Raw genomic sequence first — 21,109 nt, 5'->3', positions numbered from 1 at the left:
CAACCCACAAGGACCTGATCCATGCTCGTCAATGCCGCCAACCTCGACGCCCTGCGCGTCGGCTTTTCGACCGCCTTCCAGGCCGGCCTTGGCCAGGCGCCCAGCCAGTGGCAGCGCATCGCCACGAAGTTCATGTCTTCGACCAGCGCGAACAAATATGGCTGGTTGGGCGACCTGCCGGGTATGCGCGAATGGATCGGCCCGCGCCAGATCCACGGCCTCAAGCAGTATGACTACGAGATCAAGAACAAGCCCTACGAAGAGACGATCGGGGTCGATCGCGACGATGTCGAGGACGACAATCTCGGCATCTACGCACCGCGCTTCACGGCGATGGGCCGGGCGGTGGCCTCCAGCAAGGACGTTCTCATCTTCGCGGCTCTCAAGGCCGGCTTCGCAACCCTGTGTTACGACGGCCAGAACTTCTTCGACACCGATCATGTGGTGCTCGATGAAAACGGCGCCGAGACTTCCGTCGCCAATACCGATGGTGGCGCCGGCACGCCTTGGTTCCTGATCGACAGCAAGCAGCCGATCAACCCGCTGATCCTGCAGATCCGCAAGGAGGCGCAGTTCGTCAGCAAGGACGCTCCGACCGACGACAATGTCTTCATGAACAAGCAGTTCCTGTATGGCGCCGACGGCCGCTGGGCGGCCGGGTTCGGCTTCTGGCAGTGGTGCTGGGGCTCCAAGCAGCCGCTTACCGCCGCGAACTACGCCATCGCCCGCGCTGCGCTCGGCTCCATGAAGGGCGACTACGGCCGGCCGATCGGCGTCTCTCCCGACCTTCTGGTCGTGCCCCCGTCGCTCGAAAGCGCTGGTCTCAAGATCGTCAACAGCGAGCTGGCCGCCGGCGGCGAGACCAACGAGTGGAAGGGCACGGCCGAGCTGCTCAAGGTTCCGTGGCTGGCCTGATCGGTCCTGCCACCCTTTGCCTGCCGGCACCGCCCAACGGGTGCCGGCAGGTTTTTCGGAACAGTTGGAACCTCCGCAACTCCTCAGAGGAAATCCGATGAACCTTCGTTTCCGACCTCTCTTCTCGCTGGCCTGCCTCGCCCTGTTGGCGGTCGTGATGTTGCCGCTGTTGATCGCAACGACTGCTCTGGCGGAAGCCTTGCCCGCCTATGCCGCGCCGATCGCCGGCGGCGATGCCTTGGCGGTGCTCGTAGCGACCGGCGTCGCCATGGCCACTTTGCTTGGTCTCGGCCTTGCCTGGCTGACCGTCGCCATCGCCGCCAGGCGCACCTCCGCGCGCCGGCATGACGCACCCGCCTTCTACGACATCTGGCGCCTGCCCGACGATGGCCGAGCGGCCCCCGACTGACCGCAGGCCCTGCCCATTACCCCGCCGGCTTCGGCTGGCGGGTCTTCGACAAGCAGCCACCAGGCTCCTTTTCAAAGACCCGAAAACGAGGATTGAACGATGGCAAAAGCGTTGCGCGCGGCGAAGGCCAAGGCTCCTAAACTGAAGGCTGGCGCGGCCAAGGAAACATCCGGCCCGGAAGTGGCGCAAGCTGCACAAGGCCAGGATGCCCCGTCGTCGGGGGCGGCGACGGGGACCAATTCCACCGATCACCCCCCGAAGAGCGATGACCAGGGCGGAGCCGGCAATGGGGCCGGCTCCGCCGAGCCACTCACTCTTCAGGATTTGGACAAGCGGCTGGGAACGGTTGAAGACGAGTTCCGCTCCAAATTCCCGCGCATGGCCGCCGCGATCGACGCCTGGCAGGCATCAAGCGCCGATGGTGAAGTGCCGGCCGGTGTTCGCATCCGCTCGAAGATCGACGGCTTCCGCCGCGCCGGCATCGCCCATTCCAAGGCGCCGGTCGAGCATCGAATGGAGGCGTTCAAAGGCCCCGAGCAGCTGGAGGCCCTCTTCGCCGAACCCAACCTCGTTGTTGAGCTGATCTGACCGTGCACGTCGTCCTGCCCATCTGGCTCGTGCCCCTATCGCTGACGGTCCTGATCTGGGTCGCCGCGATCTTTTGGCCGAGCGCAGATGAAGGCGTCTCCTATCAGCTGCGCGCCCTCGTTCTGGCGCTAGTCCGCTTTTCCGCCGCCTCGGCCGCCACGCTCCTGGTCTGGCTCGCCTACCTCATCTGGCTTGTCGTGGCAGGTGGCGCGTGAGCTATGCCGTCAAACAGGATCTGGTCGACCGCTTCGGCGCCACCGAGCTGATCCAGCTCACGGACCGGACCAACGTGCCACCGACGACGATCGATGATGTCGTGGTCGGCCGGGCGCTGGCCGACGCTGACGGCGTGATCGACGGCTACATCGCCAAGCAGTACGCGTTGCCGCTATCTGTGGTGCCGCCGGTGCTGACCAAGGTCGCGGCGGATCTCGCGCGCTACTTCCTACACGGCGAGGCGGCCGACAAGGACAGCATCGTAACCCGCAACTACAATGCTGCGATCGCCTGGCTGAAGGACGTGGCCAAGGGTCTGGTCGCGATCGACGCCGGCGGCGAGATCCCGGAGCAAGCCGGCGGCGGCGCCATCAAGACCAGCGCGCCGAACCGGGTCTTCACCCGCAACAGCCTGAGGCACATGTGATGGCGGCCGAGGGCATCCAGCTCCGCGTCGTCGACCAGCAGGTGCTTGCCACACTGGACCGCATCGAGCGCGTCGCCACGGCGCCCAGCGTGATCATGGAAGCGATCGCGGCCGCCCTGGTTCCGATGGTCCAGCGCCATTTCGAGACCGAGACCGGACCTGGCGGCAAATGGCAGCCCCTCAGCCCGCGCACTGCCGCCAAGCGCATCGGTCGCAGCCAGCGCGGCTATGCACACATACTGCGGGTCAAGAACCGCCTCTACAGCTCGATCACCGGCGAATCGACTGACAACACCGCAGCTGTCGGCACCAATGTCGCATATGCCGCCGCGCAGTTCCTGGGCGCCACGATCCAGATGCCTGCCCGCGACCAGGACATCCACCTGGGCAAGACCAATCGCGGCCGGCGCTTCGTCAAGGCGTCGGCGAAGCGCAAGGAAATGATGCGGGTCAAAATCGGCGCGCACTCCATCACCATTCCGGCCCGCCAGGCGCTCTACCTCAACGAGGCCGATCGGGCCGAGATCCTGCGTATCGCCGAGGACGCGTTCCGCGCCGAGGCCGACCAGGCATCAGGTGCGCGGCCATGAGCATCGTTTCCGAGCTGCGGAGCCTTCTCGACAACATCGACCCGCCGGTGTTCCGCATAGTTGGCGGCGCGGCCGAGTTCGCTGCTCTGGCCGGCGAGCCTAAAGCGACGCCCGCAGCCTATGTCCTGGTCGAAGAAGAGCAGAGCGAGGACAACGCCCGCATGACAGGGCCGGTGCTGCAGCGCGTCGAAGCCGATGTCGCCGTCATCATCGTCACCAGGAACGTTTCGGACAACACCGGTGCCGCCGCTGCCGAAGAAATCGAGGCGCTGAAAGCCAAGGTGCGCGGTGCGCTGATGGGCTTCGTGCCGTCAGGCCTGGGCAGCGACCCCATCACCCATGTTTCCGGAAACCTGCTGAAGGCCAAGTCCGGCAACGTCTGGCAGCGCGAGCTGTTCGCCGCCGCCTACTACCTCGAGGAGCAACCATGACCAAGTCCTACGAGCCGCGCCCGGCGGGCCGGCACATCATCGACCAGGCGTCGGGCAAGCTTGTCCGAGATGGCGACTTCACCATTCCGGAGGGCGAGGCCAAGCCGGCCGCGCCGCCGATCCGCACGCCGGCCGCCAAGCCGGCCGATGACACTGGCGCCGGGCGTCCGGCCGGGAAAGGCAAATAGCGATGGCCCGTTTTTACCGCAAGCTCGCCGTCCTGGCGAAGATCGAAACCGTCGAAGGCACCGACGCCGTGCCGACCGGCATGGCCAATGCCATCCAGATGAACAACGTCACGATCACGCCGCTCGCCGGCGACCAGGTGTCGCGTGACCTGCTGCTGCCCTATCTCGGCCAGCAGGGCGTGATCCTGACCGGCACCTATGCGACGCTCTCCGGACAGGTCGAGATCGCCGGTGCGGGTGCCGCCGGCGACGTTCCAGGCTACGGCGTGCTGCTGCGCATGTGCGGCTTGGCCGAGACTGTCGACCCCGACACCGACGTCCAGTATGACCCGATCTCGGGCGCCTTCGAGTCCGGCACGCTGTATTTCAACCATGACGGCGTCCGTCACATCCTGCTTGGCGCAAAGGGCAACGTATCGGCCAACCTCACGCCCAAGCAGATCCCGCACTTCACCTTCACGCTGACCGGCCTGCTGGGCACGATCTCCGACACCGCCCTGCCAAGCGTCGATTACACCGCTTTCCAGGTGCCTGTGCCCGTCAACAAGGCCAACACCACGCTTTCGTTGCACGGAACCGCTGCCGTGGCTGAGAGCGTGGCGGCCGACCTCGGCAACCAGGTCGAACCGCGCTTTCTGATCGGTGCGGAAAGCGTCCAGATCGTCGATCGCAATCCGAGCGGCACCTGCGTTGTCGAGGCGCGCCTGCTGGCAACGACCAACTGGTTCTCGCGTGCCCTGGCGAGGACACGCGGTGCGCTTGCCGCGCAGCACGGAACGGTCGCCGGCAACATCGTCAAGATCGATGCGCCGGCCGTCGAGATCGGGCGCCCGAGCGAGGGCCAGACGCAGAAGATCATCAACTATTCGCTGCCGCTGATGCTCTGCACCGACGCAGGCGACGACGAGCTGAAGATCACCGTCAAATAGTGGGGCGCGCCAGCGCCCCTTCAACGCCCCCTGAAACCTCTTTGAAAAGGCCCTGCAGATGAAGTTCAAGCTGGTCGAAGACTACACTTATTGGTGGCCCGTCACCGTAGATCTGCCCGACCCTGACAAGCCGGGCAAAGTCGTCAAGCAGTCCTTCACCATACAGTTCAAGCCCATCAGCGGCGACGAGAGCGCGGCACTGATCAAAGAGATCCAGGCCCTGCCACCCGAAGAGCGCCTGGCACGTCAGCACGAGGAGCTTCTCCGGTCCTCGAAGGACTGGCGCGACGTGACCGATGAAAATGGCGAGCAGGTGCCGTTCACCGAGGCGGCGCTGAAGGCCTGCCTGCAGCATTCGTGGTTCAGCCGAGGCCTCTACAAGGCGTACGCGCAATCCCTGACGCCGGACGAGGCGCGAAGGGGAAACTGAGAGAGGTCGCGCGGGAATGGGCGTTCGCCCGCGCCGGGCAGACTGACCCGCAGAGGCCTCTGATGATTGACAAGGATCTCGCCGAGCAATGGGCCACGCTCAACGTGACGGTCGAGGCGGACGACGAGGAAGAGGCGATCGACGTGTGGCGGATCAACCTGCAATCGGTGATGGCCTTCTTCCGCTGCGAGACCCAATGGCGGTCGCTGGCGGCTCCAGCCGGCGACGGCCACCGGCTGGTCTGGCTCGGCATCGACTACGCCTCGGCACACCCGGTCTTCGCCCGTCGTGACCGTGTTCGCGAGCGCCAGCTGCTTGGCGACATCCAGGTGATGGAACTCGCCGCGCTTGAAGCCTGGCGCGAGGTCGGCTGATGACGTTGAACCTTGCCCTGGTCATCACTGGTGAAGCTGCTGGAGCCAAGGCGGCCACCGCCGAGACGACGGCTGGCGTCAGGGCACTGGGCGCGGAGGCACGCGAAACGTCTTCCGCCATAGGGGCCGCGAACGAGCAAGTCGTGTCATCGGCGCGCGCGGCAACCGAGGCGATCGCCACCCAGGCTGCTGCCGAGCGCAACCTGCGAACGGCCATCGACCAACGACTGGGCATCGGCTCCAACGTGGCCATGGTCGGCACGCCGTTTGCCAACAACAGCTTCCGCTCCGCCGACATCGAAGCCTACGGCCATTCGCTTGATCAACTACGCGCCCGCTACAACCCGCTGTTCGCTGCCTCGAAGCAATACGAGACCGAACTCAACGATCTTAACGCGGCCCACCGTCTGGGCGCGATCTCCTCGGCCGAGCATGAGACAGCCTTGGACGGGCTCAACACGCGCTACACGCTGCTTACGCGGCAATCGACCCAGACAGCCGGAAGCCTCGGGATCGTTGGCGGCGCCGCGCGCCTGACTTCCAACCAGCTCCTCAACCTGTCCCGGCAGGGCAACGACGTCATCACCATGTTCGCGCTCGGTGCCTCGCCGATGATGATCTTCGCGTCGCAGGCCGGCCAGATCTACGATGCGCTGGAAAGCGGGCCGCGCGGCCTTCGTGGCTCCCTGCAAGGGATCGGCATCGCCGCGCGGGCGGCTGGCCAGGCATTTCTCGCCTTTCTCGTGACACCGGCCGGCATCGCAGCCGGAGCGGTCGCCGCTGCCGCCGGCGTGGCTGCCTATGTCCTGGCCACGCGCGAAGGCATCGAGACCGCCGACGTTTCGCTCAAGAAACACAAGGAGCTGATCGACGAAATTGCGGCCTCTTATCCGGCGGCTGCCGCTGCCGCGAAAGCCTACGAGGAAGAAGCCAACCGGCTGCCGCGCTCCGTGGTCGGAGCCGATACGACGGATCGGTTGAAAGAAGAGCAAAAGACGCTCCAGGCATCGCTTGCCTCGATCCAGGAGCGGATCAGGCTCGCGACGATCAACCCCCTGACAGGGGATAGAGGCGATTTCTCCAATTTCGGCGACAAGGCCTACACGGTCCTGCGGCAGCTTGAAGACGGCCTCGACCACAACAGGATTTCCGCGAAGGAATTGCAGGCCGCGCTTGGTGACATGCGCATCGATCCGTCCCTCTCACAGGCCGCCCGCGACTTCTTCACGACGTTGCAGAAGGGCGCCAATGAGGCAGCCAAAACGGCGGCGGATATCGAGGGCACGCTCGGCATCAAGTCGATCGTCGTCGATGGCAAGCAGGCGCAGGCGACGCTGTTCGATTTGTCGAGGGGCCTCAAAAGCATTAGCGCGGATGCCTCCGGCAGCGGTGATGCGGTGTCAAAACTGCTCGGCGACATCAAGTCGGCCGGCGGGTCGCTGCGGGGCATCGACCCGAATGTGCGCTCGCTGCAGACAATGGCGCAGGCATCGGCCGCGGCGAACCGGCAGCAGCTGCAGACGCTCGTCGGCTACAACAATGAATTGCGCAGCACCGAACTCCAATTGACCAGCATCCAGGCCGCCATTTCGAGCGCCGCCAGCACTCGCTCGATTGGCCAGTTCTTCGGCGATGTCTCCAACATCAAGGGCGCCGAGGGTGCGCTCAGCTCTGCCACCGGCACGATCCAGAAACTGTTCGCTTCCATGCGCGCCGGCGGCGCCAGCGCCCAGCTCGTCGCCGAGGGCATCGAGATGGTGCGCAACGCCCTCATCCAGGGTGGGCTTCCCGTCGCGCCGGTCAACGCCTTCATCGACGCCCTGGTGGCGGCACAGATGGGCCTTGACGCTACCACGAACAGGGTCGAGCTGCTCAAACGGGCCATCAACCAGATCCAGGACAAGACCGTCACGATCACCACGGTCTACCAGACGTCCGGCGGCCCGATCGGCGTCCAGCGGCCCTATAGCGGGCCTGGCGGGCGGGCGACCAATCCGGTTGCCAAGATCGGCGGCATGGACCCTAATCCGTTCGACATCCCGTCGCTTTACGACAGCGTTCCGTCGCTCGACCAGTTCGCGAGTGGCGGCTTTACGGGCCACTCGCCGACAGATCGGGTCGCCGGCTTCGTGCATGGGCAGGAATACGTCTTTGACGCCAGGTCGACGGCGGCGATCGGCGTTGCCAACCTCGAAGCGATCCGTCGCGGCGTACCGGGCCACGCCGCCGGCGGCGCTGTCGATGGGGTCATGCCGCTGCTGGCCGGTGGCGCCGGCGTTCTGTCAAGGATCGAGGAGAACACCTTCCAGGTGGCCGAGGAGGTCCGGCGCTCGGTCGGCTATCTCTCGACGCTGGTCGACGATGGCCAGACCGCGATCGGGCTGCTGCGCTCCCTGCGCTCGGCCGGCGCAGCGCCGTCGGGAAGCTCCTATTCCGGCGGCTCCTCGTCGTCGGGCGGAGGTTCCGGCAGCGGTTACGGCGGCGGCAGCCAAGCCAATCCATTCGACTATGTCGGTGGCGTCTTCTATCCCGGCAATGGCGGCTTCAATTACCGGGACTGGATCATGTGGCAGAACACGCATGGTGGAAGCAGCACCGGCTTCGACACCGGCGGCATGATCCATCCCGGCGATACGCAAAAGGTCGAGTTCTTCAAGAACCCCAACGAGCGCGTGATCATTGCGCGCCCTGACCAGTTCGAGGATCGGCGCGACACCAGGTCGGCCGATGCGGCGACCGGGAGAGCCGGCGGCAGGGTGCTCAACGCCGAGTTCCACTATCACGCCGCGCCCGGCAATCCGGAACCATCGCCGCAGTCGCAGAGCGAGATGATGGACCAGTTTCGCGCCTTCCTGAGCGAACAGATGAGGGCGCTCTGATGGCGCTGCTTATCATGGACGAGCACGTCTCCTACGGCTTCCAGTCGAGCGCCGGCGGCTGGAACACATCGGTCGTGATCGGCGGCGGCGGGATCGTTTTCCCCTCGCAGATCCACGCGCTGCCGAAGCGCCAGTTCATCTTCTCGCTGGTCGACGCCACCCAGGACGAGATCCGCGCCGTCATGAAGATGGTCGACGACGTGCGTGGTCGCGCCTTTCCGTTCCTGCTCAAGGACCACATGAACTTCCAGCTGACCGACGAGGTCATCCTGACCGCCGCCGGCGGCGAGGCAAGCGCCCAGGTCAAGCAGACATGGGGCACCAACAATCTGCTGTCGCTCGACCGCAAATACCTCAAGGCGGGCACGCTGTCGGTGAAGAAGAACGGCGACCCGCTGGTGCTCGCCACCGACTACACGGTCAACGCCACCGGCTTCCTGACCTTCCTGGCGCCGATGCTGCCGCTGGTCGCCGACGACGAGATCAGCGTCACGGTCGAGTTCTACCACAAGGTCTTCTTCGACGCCGACAGCTACCCCGTTACGATCGACCATCCGCGCCGCGCCTCGATGCGCTCCGTCTCAGCGACCGAGGATCGGACATGAGCCGGGCCTTTTCCCCCGAGCTGAAGACGGCGCTCGGCGCGCGGCCGAACGCGCCTGGCCGGCTGTTGCTGGTCGCGCCGATCGGGCTGCCGGTCATCTACCTCAACACGACCGGTGTCGACATCACCTTCGACGGCCATGTCTTTCGCGGCAATCCGGGTTTCGTCTGGGTCAGCGGCCGCGTCACCGACAGCTCGGAGAGCTCGATCGACATACAGATCCCGCTGCTCGCCGGCGGCCCGGTGACACCGGACGATGTGACGCGCGGCCTTTACCAGGGCGCCGCCGTCGTCACCCGCATCATCGACTTCGAGGCCGGCGAGGTGTCGCCGCCGTTCGGCTTCAAATGGTCGATCGGCAAGACCGACATCACCGACGACGGCAAGGCCAGCTTCACCTTCCGCAATGACAGCCGCATCGGCCGCGAGCTGGTGCTGAAGACCATCGGGCCCGGCTGCCGCGTCGACCTCGGCTCGACACGCTGCGGCGTCGACGTGCCTGGCGCCTGGACGGACGAGGTGACGATCGTCGACTGGTACGACGCCGTCTCTTTCTCGATCGACGGCGCCCGCCCGGCGGCGGTCGACGGCTTCTTCGATCGCGGCGCCATCAAGTTCAACAGCGGCCAGCTCGCCGGGCGCGCTTTCACCGTGCGCTCCTGGGACCAGGACACGGCCACCGTCAAGCTGTGGGAGCCGCTGCCGGCGCCGATCGAGGCTGGCGACACCGCGCTGATCCATGCCGGCTGTAACAAGAAGCGCGGCGCCGGCGGCTGCGCCAAATTCGCAAACAACCGCTACCAGGGTTTCGACCGTCTGCCGGCAGATGACGCCAAGTTTACCTATGCCGGCGATGCCCCCGCCGTGGTCAGCAATCCGCCATTGCCACGCTTCTCGACCGGCTGGGGGTCAGCCTGATGGCGCTGTTTTCAACAGGATGGGGCAGACCGACCGGCGGCGGGTTCTTCTACGACAAGGCCTCGGAGCCGATCTCATCGCGCGCCCAGGACTACAACTCGCCCGGCGACAATTCCTCGCCGGCCGGCAGGACGATCCCCGCAGGCAGCGGCACCTCGGCCTATGACGGCCAGATCGTCTGGTGGAGCGACTTCACGCCCAAGAAAGGCAAGGTCACGGCATCCTTCGCCGTGCTGTTCAAGGATTGCCTGTTCGCGCCGTCCTTTGGCTTGCTCAAGCTCTACGCCGACAAGGAACTGATCGTCTCCAACACGGCGCCGCTGCGGCAGTCCACCCAGAAGATACGCTTCCACGACGGCACCCAGACGACGCCGGACCCGCTGCTGCTGGCCAAGCTCGGCGCCGACAAGGTCTCCTCATGGCCAGGCCTGGCCTATGCCGTGTTCGAGGATTTCGACTGCACGCCCTACGGCAACCACGTCCCTTTGATCCGGGCGGTGCTGTCGGGCGTGGTGACGGCGCAGCCGAGCTCGGACGAACTCTCCACCATCACCTTCGAGGATTGGGCCACTTACGATCCACACTTTGGCGAAGGCTTTTATCGTGCCGAGAGCAAGGCGTCGGCCGCCGACTTCGCCAAGGGCCAGATCTACGTTGTCGTGCACCCGCGCCTGGTGTCGGGAACGCCCGAGACGCTCGGCTGGGTCGTTGTCGTCGACGTCGCCTCCAACACCGAGATCTCGCGCGCGCCGCTGTTCGACCGCACCGGCGCCGGCTGGCGGCGCTTCGAGGACATTGTCGCTTTGCAGGGCTCGGACTACTTCGTCGTGTCGAATGACGACATGAGCAGTGTGCCGTCGCATACGACGCCGGCCAAATTGCTTCTGGTCAACGCGATGTCCGGCGAGATCGTCATGCGCTCGGCACCCTTGGGGATCAACGGCCGTATCGTCATTGCCAGCGCGCTGATCGAAAGCGGCGCGGCGACCCGCTACCTGGTGTTCTGCGATTGCTTCGAGGACACAACGGTGCGGTCCGGTCTCGCCATAGCCGTCGTGGACATCACCAACTTGTCGATCTCCTGGATCGTCGATCCGTTCGACAGCCCGGCCGGCGGCCCCAATGCCCGCGTAGTGTCGCTGGCGATCGGCCCGGTCGAGGACGGCGCGGCTACGTTCTACTGGACCGAGCAGGACCGTAGCGACTTTGGGTTCGGCAGCTTTCTACCCGATGTACGCAAGGGCATAGCTTCGGCCACCGGGTTTTCGGAAGCCATCGCCTACAGCGAGAGTGAGGGCGGCAAATACCCGCAGGGCGTCGCCTATGACGAGGCTGACGACAGCATCGTGGTGCTGCGCGAGGACGGCTCGATCCGCAAGATCCGCGACGGCGCCACCGTCTATACGGCCGGGCCGCACGCCGTCACCAATCTCGGACTGAACCTGCAGCTCTACATCTCAGGCTGGTGCTGCCAATATGTCGCGCGACCGGGCCACGCCTTCGCGCTCGATGCCGACAATCGCGACATCTATGCAATCGACCTGGCTGACGGCTCGATCGCCATCCGGGCGGATCTCGACGACTTCGAGTTCATCGGCTGGTCAGACGTGTTCCACGTCGACGGCATCAACGGCTGGATTGCCGAGTATGGCGACTGGGTGTCGACGGCCGGCCAGATCAGTCTGATCACCTCTGGCGACGCCACGCCTGGCCAGGTCGACCTGGTCGACATCTTCACCCAGCTCGCCACCAGTGACGGCCGCTTCGACGCGGGGGATCTGGTCTTCATCGGGTTTCCTGGCAATGAATGCCAGGGCTTCAACCTTGCGAACGACACCACCATTGACGATGTTGAGCAGTCGATCGCCGCCGCCTTCGACGTCAAGATCGTCGAGAGCGACGGCAAGCGGAAATACTTCTGGCCGCCGCGCGATGGCTCGTTTGCCGTCGACCAGGAGCTGGCGCACCAGGACTTCGTAGAGACCGGCACTCAGACCAACATCAAGACCATCAACGCCGGTGAGGACGAATATGCCGGCGTGACGTTCGGCTATTACGACCAGGACGCCGACTACCAGAAGCTCGAACAGCCCTTCGACCGGCCGCGCGGCGTCTTCGACGTGACCCGCTCGAAGAAGCGCCGCACCATCCCGTCGCTGCTGTCGATGACGGCAAGCCAGGCGCTGCGGGCGGCGACGCTGGCCGTCTTCCGTTCGGTGCTTGGCAACGAGACCTACGCCTTCGGGCTGCGGCAGGGCATGGCGCATGTCGAGCCGGCCGATACCGTGGCCTTCGACTTCCGCAGTTTCCGCACCGTGGCGAGGATCCGCGAAGCGACCTTTAAGGACGACTACACGCAGGAGTGCCTAGCCTACCAGTACCTGCAATATTCGGAGGCGACCTATGACGGCGCGTCGCTGACGCCGCCGCAGATCGCCGCCATCTCGCTGCACGCCAGGCTGATCTGGCTCGACACGCCGCTGCTCTCGCGCGCCCACGACCTCGGCGGTACCGGCCTGGTGCAGTATGCTCAGATGACCGGTTACGGCACGGCGGCTCTCGCCAGCGCCTTGCTTTATCGGTCCGACGACGGCGCGATCTTCACGCTGATCTCGGAGCGTTCCGACATGACACCGGTCGCCGGCGTCATCACCGCGATCTCGGGCACGCCCACCGACCCGTTCTCGACCGATTTCGCCAACACCATCCATGTCGCCATCGGCACTGGTGAACCGGCCTCGATCCAGTCGGTCTCGGCAGAGGCGTTCTACAACGGCGCCAATCTGGCCGCCATCGGCCGGCCGGGCGCCTGGGTGCTGATCCACTACCAGGACGCGGCCGTCAGCGACGGCCTCGCGGTTCTGTCGACCATCATATGGGGCGCGCAGGGCTCGGAGGTGTTCATCGGCGACCTGGCGCCAGGCGACCTGTTCGTGCCGCTCGACCCGGCGAAGTATTCGCGCTTCACCACCGCAGCCGGCGGCCTGGGCGAAAGCCGCCTCTACAAGGCGGCGACAGCGCTGGTGTCGCTCGGAACGGTGGTCACCGAGGCGCATGTCTCGACTGGCGCTGCCGAGAAGCCCTACGCCTCCGTCAACCTGCGGGCGGCGGTCGACGGCTCGGACATCGACCTTGCTGCCGACGCGCGTTCCCGCCTGTCGCCCTGGGAAATGTTTGCCGCCGATCCGGACAGCGGCGAGGCGATCGACGCCTTCGAATGGGACATCATGGACGGCGACACGGTTCTGCGCACGCTGGAAAGCACCGACCCGGCCGTGACCTATGCCGACGCCGATATCGTCACCGACTTCGGCGCGCTGCCGGCCACCCTGACATTCCGCCTTGCCAAGATGAGCGCAACCGTTGGTCGCGGCCACCTGGCGCAGGCGACGATCACGCTTTGAGGGAAAGATGACGATCGAACGGAAGAACCCGAACGCGACGCCGGTGGCGGCAAGCCAGATCAACAATGGCGTCGCCGCCGTCAACGACCGCGTCAACCGCGAGGAGACCGCCAACCACGGCGCGTCGAGCTTCGCCCTGGTCGGCACCGCCGACACGATGACTTCGGCCGAGCTGTGGGACGGCTCGCTGATCGCGCTGACCGGCGCGCCGTCCGGCCCGTTCACGCTGACCGTGCCGGCCGAGGAGCGCGGGCCGGTGAAGTTCGTCAACACGACCGCAAAGGACGTCACCGTGACGATCGACTCCCAGCCTGGCCCGGCGCCGGTCATTCCGGCCGGCGGCGAAGGTGCGCTGCGCATCGACGGCACCAACGTCTCGGTCGAGGCCGTCATCACGCTCGGCGTCAATCGCTGGATTGCCCTCAGCCAGGCCGCCTACGACGCGCTCGGGACGCCCGACGCGACCACGTTTTACGTCATCAACAGCTAGGAACCCTGACCATGGCCGCCTTTGTGAAATACGAGACCTTCATCGAAAACCTGATGAATAAGCTGATCGACGCCTTCGGTTCGACAGACACCTGGAAGGCTGTCATCCATACCGATGCGCCAACGGTTGCCACTGACAACGCCGTCTCCGACCTAACCCAGATCGCGGGCAACAACGGCTATACCACCGGCGGCGCGAACATCACCTACAACTCGACCCGCACCGGCGGGATCGTCACCGCGACAGGCGCCGATGTCGTCTGGACAGCGGCGGGAGGCAATCTGGGCTCAAGCACCACCGGCCGCTATGTCTCGGTGTACGACGACACCTCGGCCGGCGACAATCTGGGTTGGAGCTATGACTACGGTGCCACCTTCACCGTCGCGGATGGCGAGACATTCACGCTGGATTTCGGCGCATCCGTTCATGCGATGCAGTGACCGCTATGGCCCATGTCCTTGCCTGCGCGCGCTACCCCGTTGCCAAGCTCTTCGATCTCCTCCCGCCGAAATACATCGAGGCGCTTGAGCAGAACCAGCAGATCGCGTCCTGCTGCCGCCACCCTGAAGACCACGAGATCGAGGCGTTCTATTCGAGCGAGAACTGGCGCGACAAGAAGAAGCCGGACGGCAGCCCCGACCCTGCCGGCGGCGTTCCCGACATCTACATCTTCCACTGCACCTGCGGGAAGCAACACAGACGTTTTTGCGTCGGTGGCGGCGACGTCAGGCCGTACTGGGAAGTCGCCTGAGGGCTTTGTGAGGAGATAGGGCGTTTCGATGGACCTGAAGCTGGGCAGCACCACACCGACCGCGCTCTATCTGGGCGCCGATCCGGTGCTCAAGCTCTACCTCGGCGCCGTCGAGATCTGGGCCGCCGGCGGCGGCGCGCTGACGCTCGCCGCAGATGCCGGTTCCTACAGCCTGACGGGCACTGCCGCGACGCTCCGGCGTGCCTTGAAGACGGCGGCGGCTGCGGGCTCGTTCACGCTCACCGGCAGCAGCGCGACCTTGCGGCGTGCCCTGCTGGTGGCGGGCACGTCAGGCAGCTACACGCTGACCGGAAGCTCGGCCAGCCTGGTCCCGTCGAGCGCCGCCAAGGTTCTTGCCTCCGACGCCGGCTCGTTCGCGCTAAGCGGCACCGCCGCCACACTGAAGCGCGGGCTGAAACTTGCAGCAGGTTTGGGCTCTTACGCGCACACCGGCACCGCCGCTAGCCTCGCCTACGGCAGGAAGGTGGCCGCGGCTGCCGGCTCGTTTGCCCTCACCGGAACTACCGGCGGGCTGCTGCGCGGCTACAAGGTCACGGCGGCGGCGGGCAGCTACGCCATGACAGGCACGGCCGCGACGTTGACCAAGGCCGGCGTGACTGATCCCAATTTCTCCAGCGTAAAGCTGCTGCTCGGCTTCGACGGTGTCGATGCGGCAACGGCAACATCGGACGAAAGCGGCGTGGCGCACGGCGCGGCCACCTTCGTCGGCAATGCCCAGCTGGATACGGCTCAGTCGAAATTCGGCGGCTCCTCGCTGCTGCTCGACGGCAGCGGGGATTATGTCACCTTCCCGGACTCCGCCGACTGGGCCTTCGGGACAACGTTCACAATCGAAGGCTTTTTCCGGTTCGCCGCAGCCCCGACCAACGCCATTCTTGTCGCCCAATGGACAGGCGGTTGGGCGTTCTGGTTCTCTGCCGGGAAACTCTTTTTCCGCAATTCGTCGACCACCGATACCGGCTCGTACACATGGTCGCCGACGCTGAACACATGGTATCATATCGCCATCGATCGCGACGCATCCAACGTTGCCCGCATCTATGTCGACGGCGTCATGCAGGTGAAGACCACCGGCTACAGCGTGCCAATCAACAACTCAAGCGCGGTGCTGGCGATCGGCAGCTTGAGGCCAGGCGGGTTCACCACCTTCGACATGAATGGCTGGGTCGATGAGCTGCGCATCAGCAACATAACCCGTTACGGGTCGGACGCCGGCTTCACCGTACCGACTGCGGCGTTCCCGCGCTCCTGACGAAACGGGTGTGCGAACTGCCCGAGATAGGTCGCCGGGATTGGCTCCTCCACACCATACTTCTCCGGCATCTCGGAACCCGGAATATGAAAGGTGCCGAACACCACGTCAAAGAGCGCGATCTGGCTGGCAAAGTTCTTGTCGTAAGCCGCTCGATGGTCGGCGTGATGCCAATGGTGGAACTGAGGGCTGGCGATCAGCCACTTGAGTGGGCCGAAGTTGATCCTGACATTGGCGTGCAGGAGCAACGCGTGGCCGGTGTAAATGATGAAATAGGTCGCGATCGCCTCGCCTGAAAATCCAAGGAAAAAGATAGGCGCCAGCGAGACGGATTTTGTGATGATCTGATCGACCGGATGGGCGCGAAAGGTGGCGAGCCAGTCAAGTTCTTCGATCCCGTGGTGGATCGAATGGAAGCGCCAGAGGGCCGGGACAGCATGAAACATACGGTGCGCGGCGTAGACGCCAAGATCGGCGATGACGATCATCTCGATCACCTGAAGCCAGATGGGTTGGCCGCTGACCGCCAGCAGCAGGCCACGCGGCACTAGCAAGCCCGCCGCGCCCATTGCAGCAGCCGCGACCATGACGATGAAAACCTTGGTGAGGGTGCTGTTCAGAACAGCATAGATGACGTCGTTGCCAAAGCCATTGCGCAGTATCTTCTGGGGACGCACGGCTAGAAGCCGCTCCAGCGGAACGAAGATCACGAAGCAAATCAGCAGCGACTTTAGCCCGAGAATATCCATGCTCAATACGAACCCCCACCCAAGCCCCGCAAACACTTAGCACAACTCCAGTTATCTAGAACCTGCCCGTGCGCGGGAGGTAGTTGCTCGTTGGCTTCAGCGCGGAACCAATTCTTAACGGAAGGCATTCATCTTTCTTAGCAAGAATGTTGCGGGACAACCGATGCTGAAATATGCCGCCAGATTGATCTACCTTGCGCCCGCGCTGACCTTCGGCCTCGGCGCGGCGTTCGTCGCTGCAGCCTATCGGCTTGGCGCGTCACCCGCCGATCCGGCAGCCTGGCAGGGTTTTCTAGCTCTTGCCCCGCTGGTCCGCGAGCCGGTCTATTTGGTTACCGGGCTGTCCGGCTATGCCGTTGCCTTCGTCGTATTCGCAATCGCCGCACTCGCCGGCGCGGTGATCGCTGTCTCTTCCCGTCCGGCCGGCAGGGCGCGATTTGTGCATGCGCATCTTGCTTTCCTGATGCTTTTCATGTCGATGGGCCGAGCAGGTGTCTTTTCGGCTGGCACCAACGCGAGCGGCATCGGCGCGGCGTCGCCGATTGACTGGACACCGGATTTCAGCGGCTTTCCCGCCCTTGGTGTCGGCCTTTGTGCAGTCGTCGCGCTGGCCTGCGCCGCCAGCCATCTGTCCGTCATACGTGGCATAATTGCGCGGCCAACCACCCAGCAGGTGGAGAGCCGGCGGACCACGCATTCCATGGTTGTGGCCGGCGCGGCCCTCGCGGTGGTAGGCGCCATCGCTACGGCCGCGTGGGCCAGTGGGCAAGGGCCATTGCCCCTGAATGCATGCGAGCAGGTGAAGGGGCGTCTTCACTGCTGGCAGTAGCTCACCGGCACGTCCTTCCGCTGGCAGCAGCATGCACATTAATGTCAGCAATGACGGGGATGCAGGATTCTCATTTCACGTCGAACCGGGTAGGCCCGCGACAGGTGCTCGGGGTAATTCCCGAGAAGCGGGCCTAGTTTGGCGACCGACCCGCCCGGCAGCATCAAGAGATAACCGCCGCACCTGGTGCCCTTTCGGGCGCAGGCACGGTGACTGATTCTCGGATGCCCTTAAATGACCCTTCAAGACCCATTCACAGGCATTGATCCGGTCCGGCCGCCAGCTGCCTATATCGGCGGCAAGCGCCGCCTGGCAGAGCGCCTGGTGAAGCTGATTGCGGGCGTTCCCCACTCGACCTATGCGGAGGTGTTCGTCGGCATGGGCGGCGTGTTCCTCCGGCGCCGAAGCCGGCCGCGCGCCGAGGTCATCAACGACCGTAGCGGCGATGTCGCCAACCTGTTCCGCATCCTGCAGCGCCACTACCCGCAGTTCATGGAGACAATGCGCTTCCAGCTCTCCGGCAGGCGCGAGTTCGATAGGCTGAAGGCGAGCGACCCGGCGACCCTGACCGACCTGGAGCGCGCCGGCCGCTTCCTCTACCTCCAGCGGCTGGCGTTCGGCGGCAAGGTGGCGGGGCGCAATTTCGGTGTCGATCCCCGCTCGTCGGCCGGCTTCAACCTGACGACGCTTGAGCCGATGCTGGCGGAGATCCACGAGCGCCTTGCCGGCGTCGTAATCGAGCAACTGGACTGGTCGGCGTTCATTGACCGCTATGATCGGCCAGGCACGCTGTTCTATCTCGACCCGCCCTACTTTGGCAGCGAAAGCGACTACGGCAAGGAGCTGTTCGGCCGCGACCAGTTCGAGGCGATCGCCGCGAGGCTGAGGACGCTGAAGGGCCGGTTCATCCTGTCGATCAATGACGTGGCCGAGATCCGGACGGCTTTCGCCGGCTTCGACATGCAGGAGGCGGAGCTGCTCTACTCGATCAGCGGCGGCGCAGGCCAGCCAGCGAAGGAGCTGATTGTTTCGGGATAATGATGGCCTATCTGCTTTCGCAGCCAATGCCGTCGCCATCCCCGTCCAGCTTGTTCGGATCGCCCGCGCTGACATCGACGTTCGCAGGGGCGACCGGATTGTTGCCCCTGCCGCCGGCACAGTCCAGCTCGGCCGTGCCACCACCAGCAGCGGGCTTCTGTCTAAATCCCATCGCTGCGGCGACGCGTCGGCCGTCGCCCTCGATCTTGGTGTTGTGGGCATCCGGGGGAAAGGGATCGACCGTGTGCAGCGCCTGATTTGCCAGCATCGCGTCGCCGGCGCCGAGGGTGACGGTGTCGCGGTGGCTCATATAGTCCGCGCAGCCCGCCAAAGCACAGGCGCCGGCCAGCAGCACAGATGAAAGCAACCGCATGTGGAAGTCCCCCGGATCACTAAACCAGAAAGGGGCTATTCTGTCGAATCTCCGGCCGTCAGCCTTTCAATTGTGGCGACGATCGCGGCGGAGATCGCCTCGGCCTCGGCCATCAGCTCGGGGCCGTAGAGCCCGTTGACCATCTCTTCGGCGGGCAGCACGCCCGGCGGACAGTGGTCCTCGATCGTCCGTCTGATCATGCTCAAAGCCATCCGGCACTCTGCCGCGTCGATTTTCATAAGCGATTTCCACATTCGATTTCGCTAAAATGCAACCAAACCGAGCCAGGCGCCTTTCAATCGCGGTCGGAGTAACGAGTGCATGCGTAACGCCGGAGATCGGCTGAAGTTCATCCCGCCTATGGAGCCCGAGCTGGTCGACAAGCCGCCCGAAGGCGACGACTGGCTGCACGAGATCAAATTCGACGGCTACCGCACCCAGGTGATCAAGGACGCCGCAGGCATCCGGCTCTACACCAAAAACGGCTTCGACTGGACCGGCCGCTATCGCTACCTCGCCGAGGAGGCCGGCGCGATCGAGGCCGAGACCTTCATCCTCGATGGCGAGGCCATCATGATCAACGACGCAGGCCTGTCCGACTTCCACGCTTTGCAGGCGGCAGTGACCAGGCGCACGCCATCGCGCGATCTCTACCTCGTCGCGTTCGACCTCCTCCACCTCAACGGACACGATCTGCGCGAAATGCCGGTCGAGGACCGCCGCGAGATCCTGCAGGCCATGATCCCGGCCGGCGGGCGCATCCAGTTCAGCGAGGCGCTGCCGGGCACGGGCGACGCCGTCTACCATCTGGTCGACCAGGCCGGGCTGGAAGGCATGGTCTCGAAGCGCAACACCAGCATCTATCGCAGCGGTCCGACCATGAACTGGCGCAAGATCAAGTGCTTCGACGAAAAGGAGATGGACATCATCGGGGTGCAGCGCGAAGCCGGCAAGCCGGCGATGGTTCTGATGGCGGACAAGGGCCACTACAAAGGTGGAGCGTTCGTCAACTTCAAGGCCGACAAGCGACAGCGGCTATGGGATCGCGTCCAGGGCAAGGCTGGCGGGCCGGTGCCGAAGGGCCTGAAGAAGGAAAAGGCCGAATGGCTGAAGCCTGGTCTGGTCGGCCGGGTGAGGTTCCTCAAGGGCGAGGAGAAGCTCAGGCATGCCAGGCTGATGGATTACAGGGAGAGCAATTGATGGCTAAAAAGCCTGCTTGGTCCCGTCTCCGTAGAGGACGCCTTCAACGCAAACGAAGGTCGCTACCTCGGCGTGCTTGAGGATCAGCATGCGCTCGAATGGGCCTCTGTCATAGTTTTTCACCTCGGCGTAGGTGCCACCAGCCGGGATTTCGACGTCCTTGTCCAGGTGGAATGACACCACCGGATGGCCGAGAGCGTCGACGTAGCCGGCCTTGGCATTGATCATCGTGATGGGCTTGTCGGCGTTCGATTTGAAGGCCACGCTCATCTGAACCTGGTCGTAACCGAGCGGCACCACGCTCCACTCGCCGAAGGCCAGCAGCTTGTCATTGCAGCCAGCGTGCGCAGTCCCCGTCAGCAGCATCAAGGCCAGCAGCGCGCGCATACGATTGTCTCCCCCCGTCAAGCCCAGGGGACGCTAAACCAACATTCCACGCGGAGCAAATGTCTCGGGTGGCCCGGAGACGGCCTTTTTGATCCGCTGGACGTCAGCTATGGTTTGCCCATGCTCAACCCCGTCGACAAGATCATCGCCGACATCGTGGCGGCTATGCCGGGCTCTGTCTCTATCGCGCAGAGCATCCAGCAGCTGCGCTTGGTCAGCGCCACCAGCTCGACTGACATCGAGTTGGAAATGGCCATTGCGACCGCAGCCGCCTACCAATGGAAGCCCATCTTGTTCGATCGGATGATATGAGCGGGGAACGGCTGACAGTCCGGCTTGCCTACCAGCGCGGCTGGCAAGTCGTGGATGGGAGCACCATCCTGCAGACTTTCGACACCAAAGAGGGTGCTTTCCAGTTCCTGGTCGACCGGGGCGCTCGTGTTCATCTGGTGTGGTCGCGAACTGTCATTGGCGGGCAGACGGCCCCCTTCGACTTCGCCGCGAGGTTTCAGGATGAGAAGGCTGGCCGGATCATGAAAGGGCTTCATGGGCCATCGGCGGGCATCTGGTCTTGGTTTTCGGGTTCGTCGAGCGGCAGGGTCGAAACGAAGGACGAAGCCGTCTATGCCGTCGAGCGGGCCTATACCAGGGTCGTCGTCAAGGCGGATTATCCGAAGTGAGCCTTACAAAGCTGGTGCCAAATGAAGTTGCGCGGAG

Annotated in this window: 28 protein-coding genes; 24 read left to right on the top strand and 4 right to left on the bottom strand. The window is 64.6% G+C overall.

What is annotated here, in order from left to right; translation table 11 throughout:
- Nucleotides 1–21 precede the first annotated feature (21 nt).
- From NLY42_RS03940 to NLY42_RS03850, 19 genes are all read left to right on the top strand, one after another.
- Nucleotides 22–915 carry a Mu-like prophage major head subunit gpT family protein gene (locus NLY42_RS03940; protein ID WP_023755718.1) on the top strand — a complete coding sequence of 298 codons (894 nt, stop codon included), beginning with the start codon at nucleotides 22–24 and terminating at the stop codon, nucleotides 913–915.
- A gap of 97 nt (nucleotides 916–1,012) precedes the next feature.
- The gene (locus NLY42_RS03935) at nucleotides 1,013–1,324 is read left to right on the top strand and encodes a hypothetical protein (RefSeq protein WP_023755719.1); all 312 of its coding nucleotides are present in this window, start codon (nucleotides 1,013–1,015) and stop codon (nucleotides 1,322–1,324) included.
- Nucleotides 1,325–1,423: 99 nt separating this feature from the next.
- Complete coding sequence (locus NLY42_RS03930) at nucleotides 1,424–1,912, top strand: HI1506-related protein (protein WP_023755720.1); 489 nt, start codon at nucleotides 1,424–1,426, stop codon at nucleotides 1,910–1,912.
- 2 nt (nucleotides 1,913–1,914) lie between these two features.
- Entirely contained in the window at nucleotides 1,915–2,127 is a 213-nt protein-coding gene (locus NLY42_RS03925) for a hypothetical protein (RefSeq protein ID WP_023755721.1), read from the top strand.
- Entirely contained in the window at nucleotides 2,124–2,555 is a 432-nt protein-coding gene (locus tag NLY42_RS03920; protein WP_023755722.1) for a gp436 family protein, read from the top strand. Before NLY42_RS03925 ends, NLY42_RS03920 begins: the two co-directional genes overlap by 4 nt.
- Nucleotides 2,555–3,145: a phage virion morphogenesis family protein gene (locus NLY42_RS03915; protein WP_023755723.1), complete on the top strand. Its 591-nt coding sequence runs from the start codon at nucleotides 2,555–2,557 to the stop codon at nucleotides 3,143–3,145. Before NLY42_RS03920 ends, NLY42_RS03915 begins: the two co-directional genes overlap by 1 nt.
- Nucleotides 3,142–3,576: a phage tail terminator protein gene (locus tag NLY42_RS03910; protein WP_023755724.1), complete on the top strand. Its 435-nt coding sequence runs from the start codon at nucleotides 3,142–3,144 to the stop codon at nucleotides 3,574–3,576. The genes NLY42_RS03915 and NLY42_RS03910 overlap by 4 nt, the downstream gene beginning before the upstream one ends.
- Entirely contained in the window at nucleotides 3,573–3,764 is a 192-nt protein-coding gene (locus NLY42_RS03905; RefSeq protein ID WP_023755725.1) for a hypothetical protein, read from the top strand. The genes NLY42_RS03910 and NLY42_RS03905 overlap by 4 nt, the downstream gene beginning before the upstream one ends.
- A 2-nt stretch (nucleotides 3,765–3,766) precedes the next feature.
- Complete coding sequence (locus NLY42_RS03900) at nucleotides 3,767–4,693, top strand: phage tail tube protein (protein WP_023755726.1); 927 nt, start codon at nucleotides 3,767–3,769, stop codon at nucleotides 4,691–4,693.
- Between the two features lie 58 nt (nucleotides 4,694–4,751).
- Entirely contained in the window at nucleotides 4,752–5,123 is a 372-nt protein-coding gene (locus tag NLY42_RS03895) for a hypothetical protein (RefSeq protein WP_023755727.1), read from the top strand.
- A 62-nt stretch (nucleotides 5,124–5,185) separates the two neighbouring features.
- Nucleotides 5,186–5,497, top strand: a complete 312-nt coding sequence (locus tag NLY42_RS03890; protein WP_023755728.1) for a DUF1799 domain-containing protein — start codon at nucleotides 5,186–5,188, stop codon at nucleotides 5,495–5,497.
- Nucleotides 5,497–8,376, top strand: coding sequence for a phage tail length tape measure family protein (locus tag NLY42_RS03885; RefSeq protein ID WP_023755729.1), 2,880 nt, complete (start codon nucleotides 5,497–5,499; stop codon nucleotides 8,374–8,376). The genes NLY42_RS03890 and NLY42_RS03885 overlap by 1 nt, the downstream gene beginning before the upstream one ends.
- Nucleotides 8,376–8,981, top strand: coding sequence for a DUF2460 domain-containing protein (locus NLY42_RS03880; RefSeq protein ID WP_023755730.1), 606 nt, complete (start codon nucleotides 8,376–8,378; stop codon nucleotides 8,979–8,981). Before NLY42_RS03885 ends, NLY42_RS03880 begins: the two co-directional genes overlap by 1 nt.
- Nucleotides 8,978–9,898: a phage/gene transfer agent baseplate hub protein gene (locus tag NLY42_RS03875; RefSeq protein ID WP_023755731.1), complete on the top strand. Its 921-nt coding sequence runs from the start codon at nucleotides 8,978–8,980 to the stop codon at nucleotides 9,896–9,898. Before NLY42_RS03880 ends, NLY42_RS03875 begins: the two co-directional genes overlap by 4 nt.
- Nucleotides 9,898–13,302 (top strand): phage tail protein, encoded by a 3,405-nt coding sequence (locus tag NLY42_RS03870; protein WP_023755732.1) that lies wholly within the window; start codon nucleotides 9,898–9,900, stop codon nucleotides 13,300–13,302. The genes NLY42_RS03875 and NLY42_RS03870 overlap by 1 nt, the downstream gene beginning before the upstream one ends.
- A 7-nt stretch (nucleotides 13,303–13,309) precedes the next feature.
- On the top strand, nucleotides 13,310–13,792 hold the full coding sequence (locus NLY42_RS03865; RefSeq protein ID WP_023755733.1) for a phage upper tail fiber protein: 483 nt from the start codon (nucleotides 13,310–13,312) through the stop codon (nucleotides 13,790–13,792).
- Nucleotides 13,793–13,803: 11 nt separating this feature from the next.
- Nucleotides 13,804–14,232 (top strand): hypothetical protein, encoded by a 429-nt coding sequence (locus NLY42_RS03860; RefSeq protein WP_023755734.1) that lies wholly within the window; start codon nucleotides 13,804–13,806, stop codon nucleotides 14,230–14,232.
- Between the two features lie 5 nt (nucleotides 14,233–14,237).
- A complete protein-coding gene (locus NLY42_RS03855) occupies nucleotides 14,238–14,543 on the top strand; it encodes a hypothetical protein (protein ID WP_023755735.1) in 306 nt (101 codons plus the stop codon).
- 28 nt (nucleotides 14,544–14,571) lie between these two features.
- Nucleotides 14,572–15,816, top strand: a complete 1,245-nt coding sequence (locus tag NLY42_RS03850; RefSeq protein ID WP_023755736.1) for a LamG domain-containing protein — start codon at nucleotides 14,572–14,574, stop codon at nucleotides 15,814–15,816.
- Here the strand turns inward: NLY42_RS03850 and NLY42_RS03845 are convergent.
- Entirely contained in the window at nucleotides 15,762–16,565 is an 804-nt protein-coding gene (locus NLY42_RS03845; RefSeq protein ID WP_023755737.1) for a sterol desaturase family protein, read from the bottom strand. The two genes, NLY42_RS03850 and NLY42_RS03845, sit on opposite strands and share 55 nt — an antisense overlap.
- Before the next feature lie 163 nt (nucleotides 16,566–16,728).
- On the opposite strand from NLY42_RS03845, the gene NLY42_RS03840 reads away from it, so the two are divergent.
- Nucleotides 16,729–17,394, top strand: coding sequence for a hypothetical protein (locus tag NLY42_RS03840; RefSeq protein WP_023755738.1), 666 nt, complete (start codon nucleotides 16,729–16,731; stop codon nucleotides 17,392–17,394).
- Between the two features lie 234 nt (nucleotides 17,395–17,628).
- A complete protein-coding gene (locus tag NLY42_RS03835) occupies nucleotides 17,629–18,432 on the top strand; it encodes a DNA adenine methylase (protein WP_023755739.1) in 804 nt (267 codons plus the stop codon).
- A gap of 7 nt (nucleotides 18,433–18,439) precedes the next feature.
- Here NLY42_RS03835 and NLY42_RS03830 read toward each other — a convergent pair whose 3' ends face one another.
- Together NLY42_RS03830 and NLY42_RS03825 are read right to left on the bottom strand one after the other, a co-directional pair.
- Nucleotides 18,440–18,805, bottom strand: coding sequence for a hypothetical protein (locus tag NLY42_RS03830; protein ID WP_023755740.1), 366 nt, complete (start codon nucleotides 18,803–18,805; stop codon nucleotides 18,440–18,442).
- 35 nt (nucleotides 18,806–18,840) lie between these two features.
- The gene (locus NLY42_RS03825; RefSeq protein ID WP_031244887.1) at nucleotides 18,841–19,044 is read right to left on the bottom strand and encodes a hypothetical protein; all 204 of its coding nucleotides are present in this window, start codon (nucleotides 19,042–19,044) and stop codon (nucleotides 18,841–18,843) included.
- Nucleotides 19,045–19,126: 82 nt separating this feature from the next.
- Here NLY42_RS03825 and NLY42_RS03820 point away from each other — a divergent pair, with 82 nt between their 5' ends.
- Nucleotides 19,127–20,005 carry an ATP-dependent DNA ligase gene (locus tag NLY42_RS03820; RefSeq protein ID WP_031244885.1) on the top strand — a complete coding sequence of 293 codons (879 nt, stop codon included), beginning with the start codon at nucleotides 19,127–19,129 and terminating at the stop codon, nucleotides 20,003–20,005.
- Nucleotides 20,006–20,008: 3 nt separating this feature from the next.
- Here NLY42_RS03820 and NLY42_RS03815 read toward each other — a convergent pair whose 3' ends face one another.
- Nucleotides 20,009–20,392 (bottom strand): hypothetical protein, encoded by a 384-nt coding sequence (locus NLY42_RS03815; RefSeq protein WP_023755743.1) that lies wholly within the window; start codon nucleotides 20,390–20,392, stop codon nucleotides 20,009–20,011.
- 120 nt (nucleotides 20,393–20,512) lie between these two features.
- Here NLY42_RS03815 and NLY42_RS03810 point away from each other — a divergent pair, with 120 nt between their 5' ends.
- Together NLY42_RS03810 and NLY42_RS03805 are read left to right on the top strand one after the other, a co-directional pair.
- A complete protein-coding gene (locus NLY42_RS03810; protein ID WP_023755744.1) occupies nucleotides 20,513–20,704 on the top strand; it encodes a hypothetical protein in 192 nt (63 codons plus the stop codon).
- Nucleotides 20,701–21,072, top strand: coding sequence for a hypothetical protein (locus tag NLY42_RS03805; protein WP_023755745.1), 372 nt, complete (start codon nucleotides 20,701–20,703; stop codon nucleotides 21,070–21,072). Before NLY42_RS03810 ends, NLY42_RS03805 begins: the two co-directional genes overlap by 4 nt.
- The last annotated feature ends 37 nt before the right edge of the window (nucleotides 21,073–21,109 follow it).

This window comes from Mesorhizobium sp. C372A, from assembly GCF_030323245.1.
In the GTDB taxonomy this organism is placed as follows: Bacteria; Pseudomonadota; Alphaproteobacteria; order Rhizobiales; family Rhizobiaceae; genus Mesorhizobium.
This window is presented reverse-complemented; position numbering and strand designations above follow the sequence as displayed.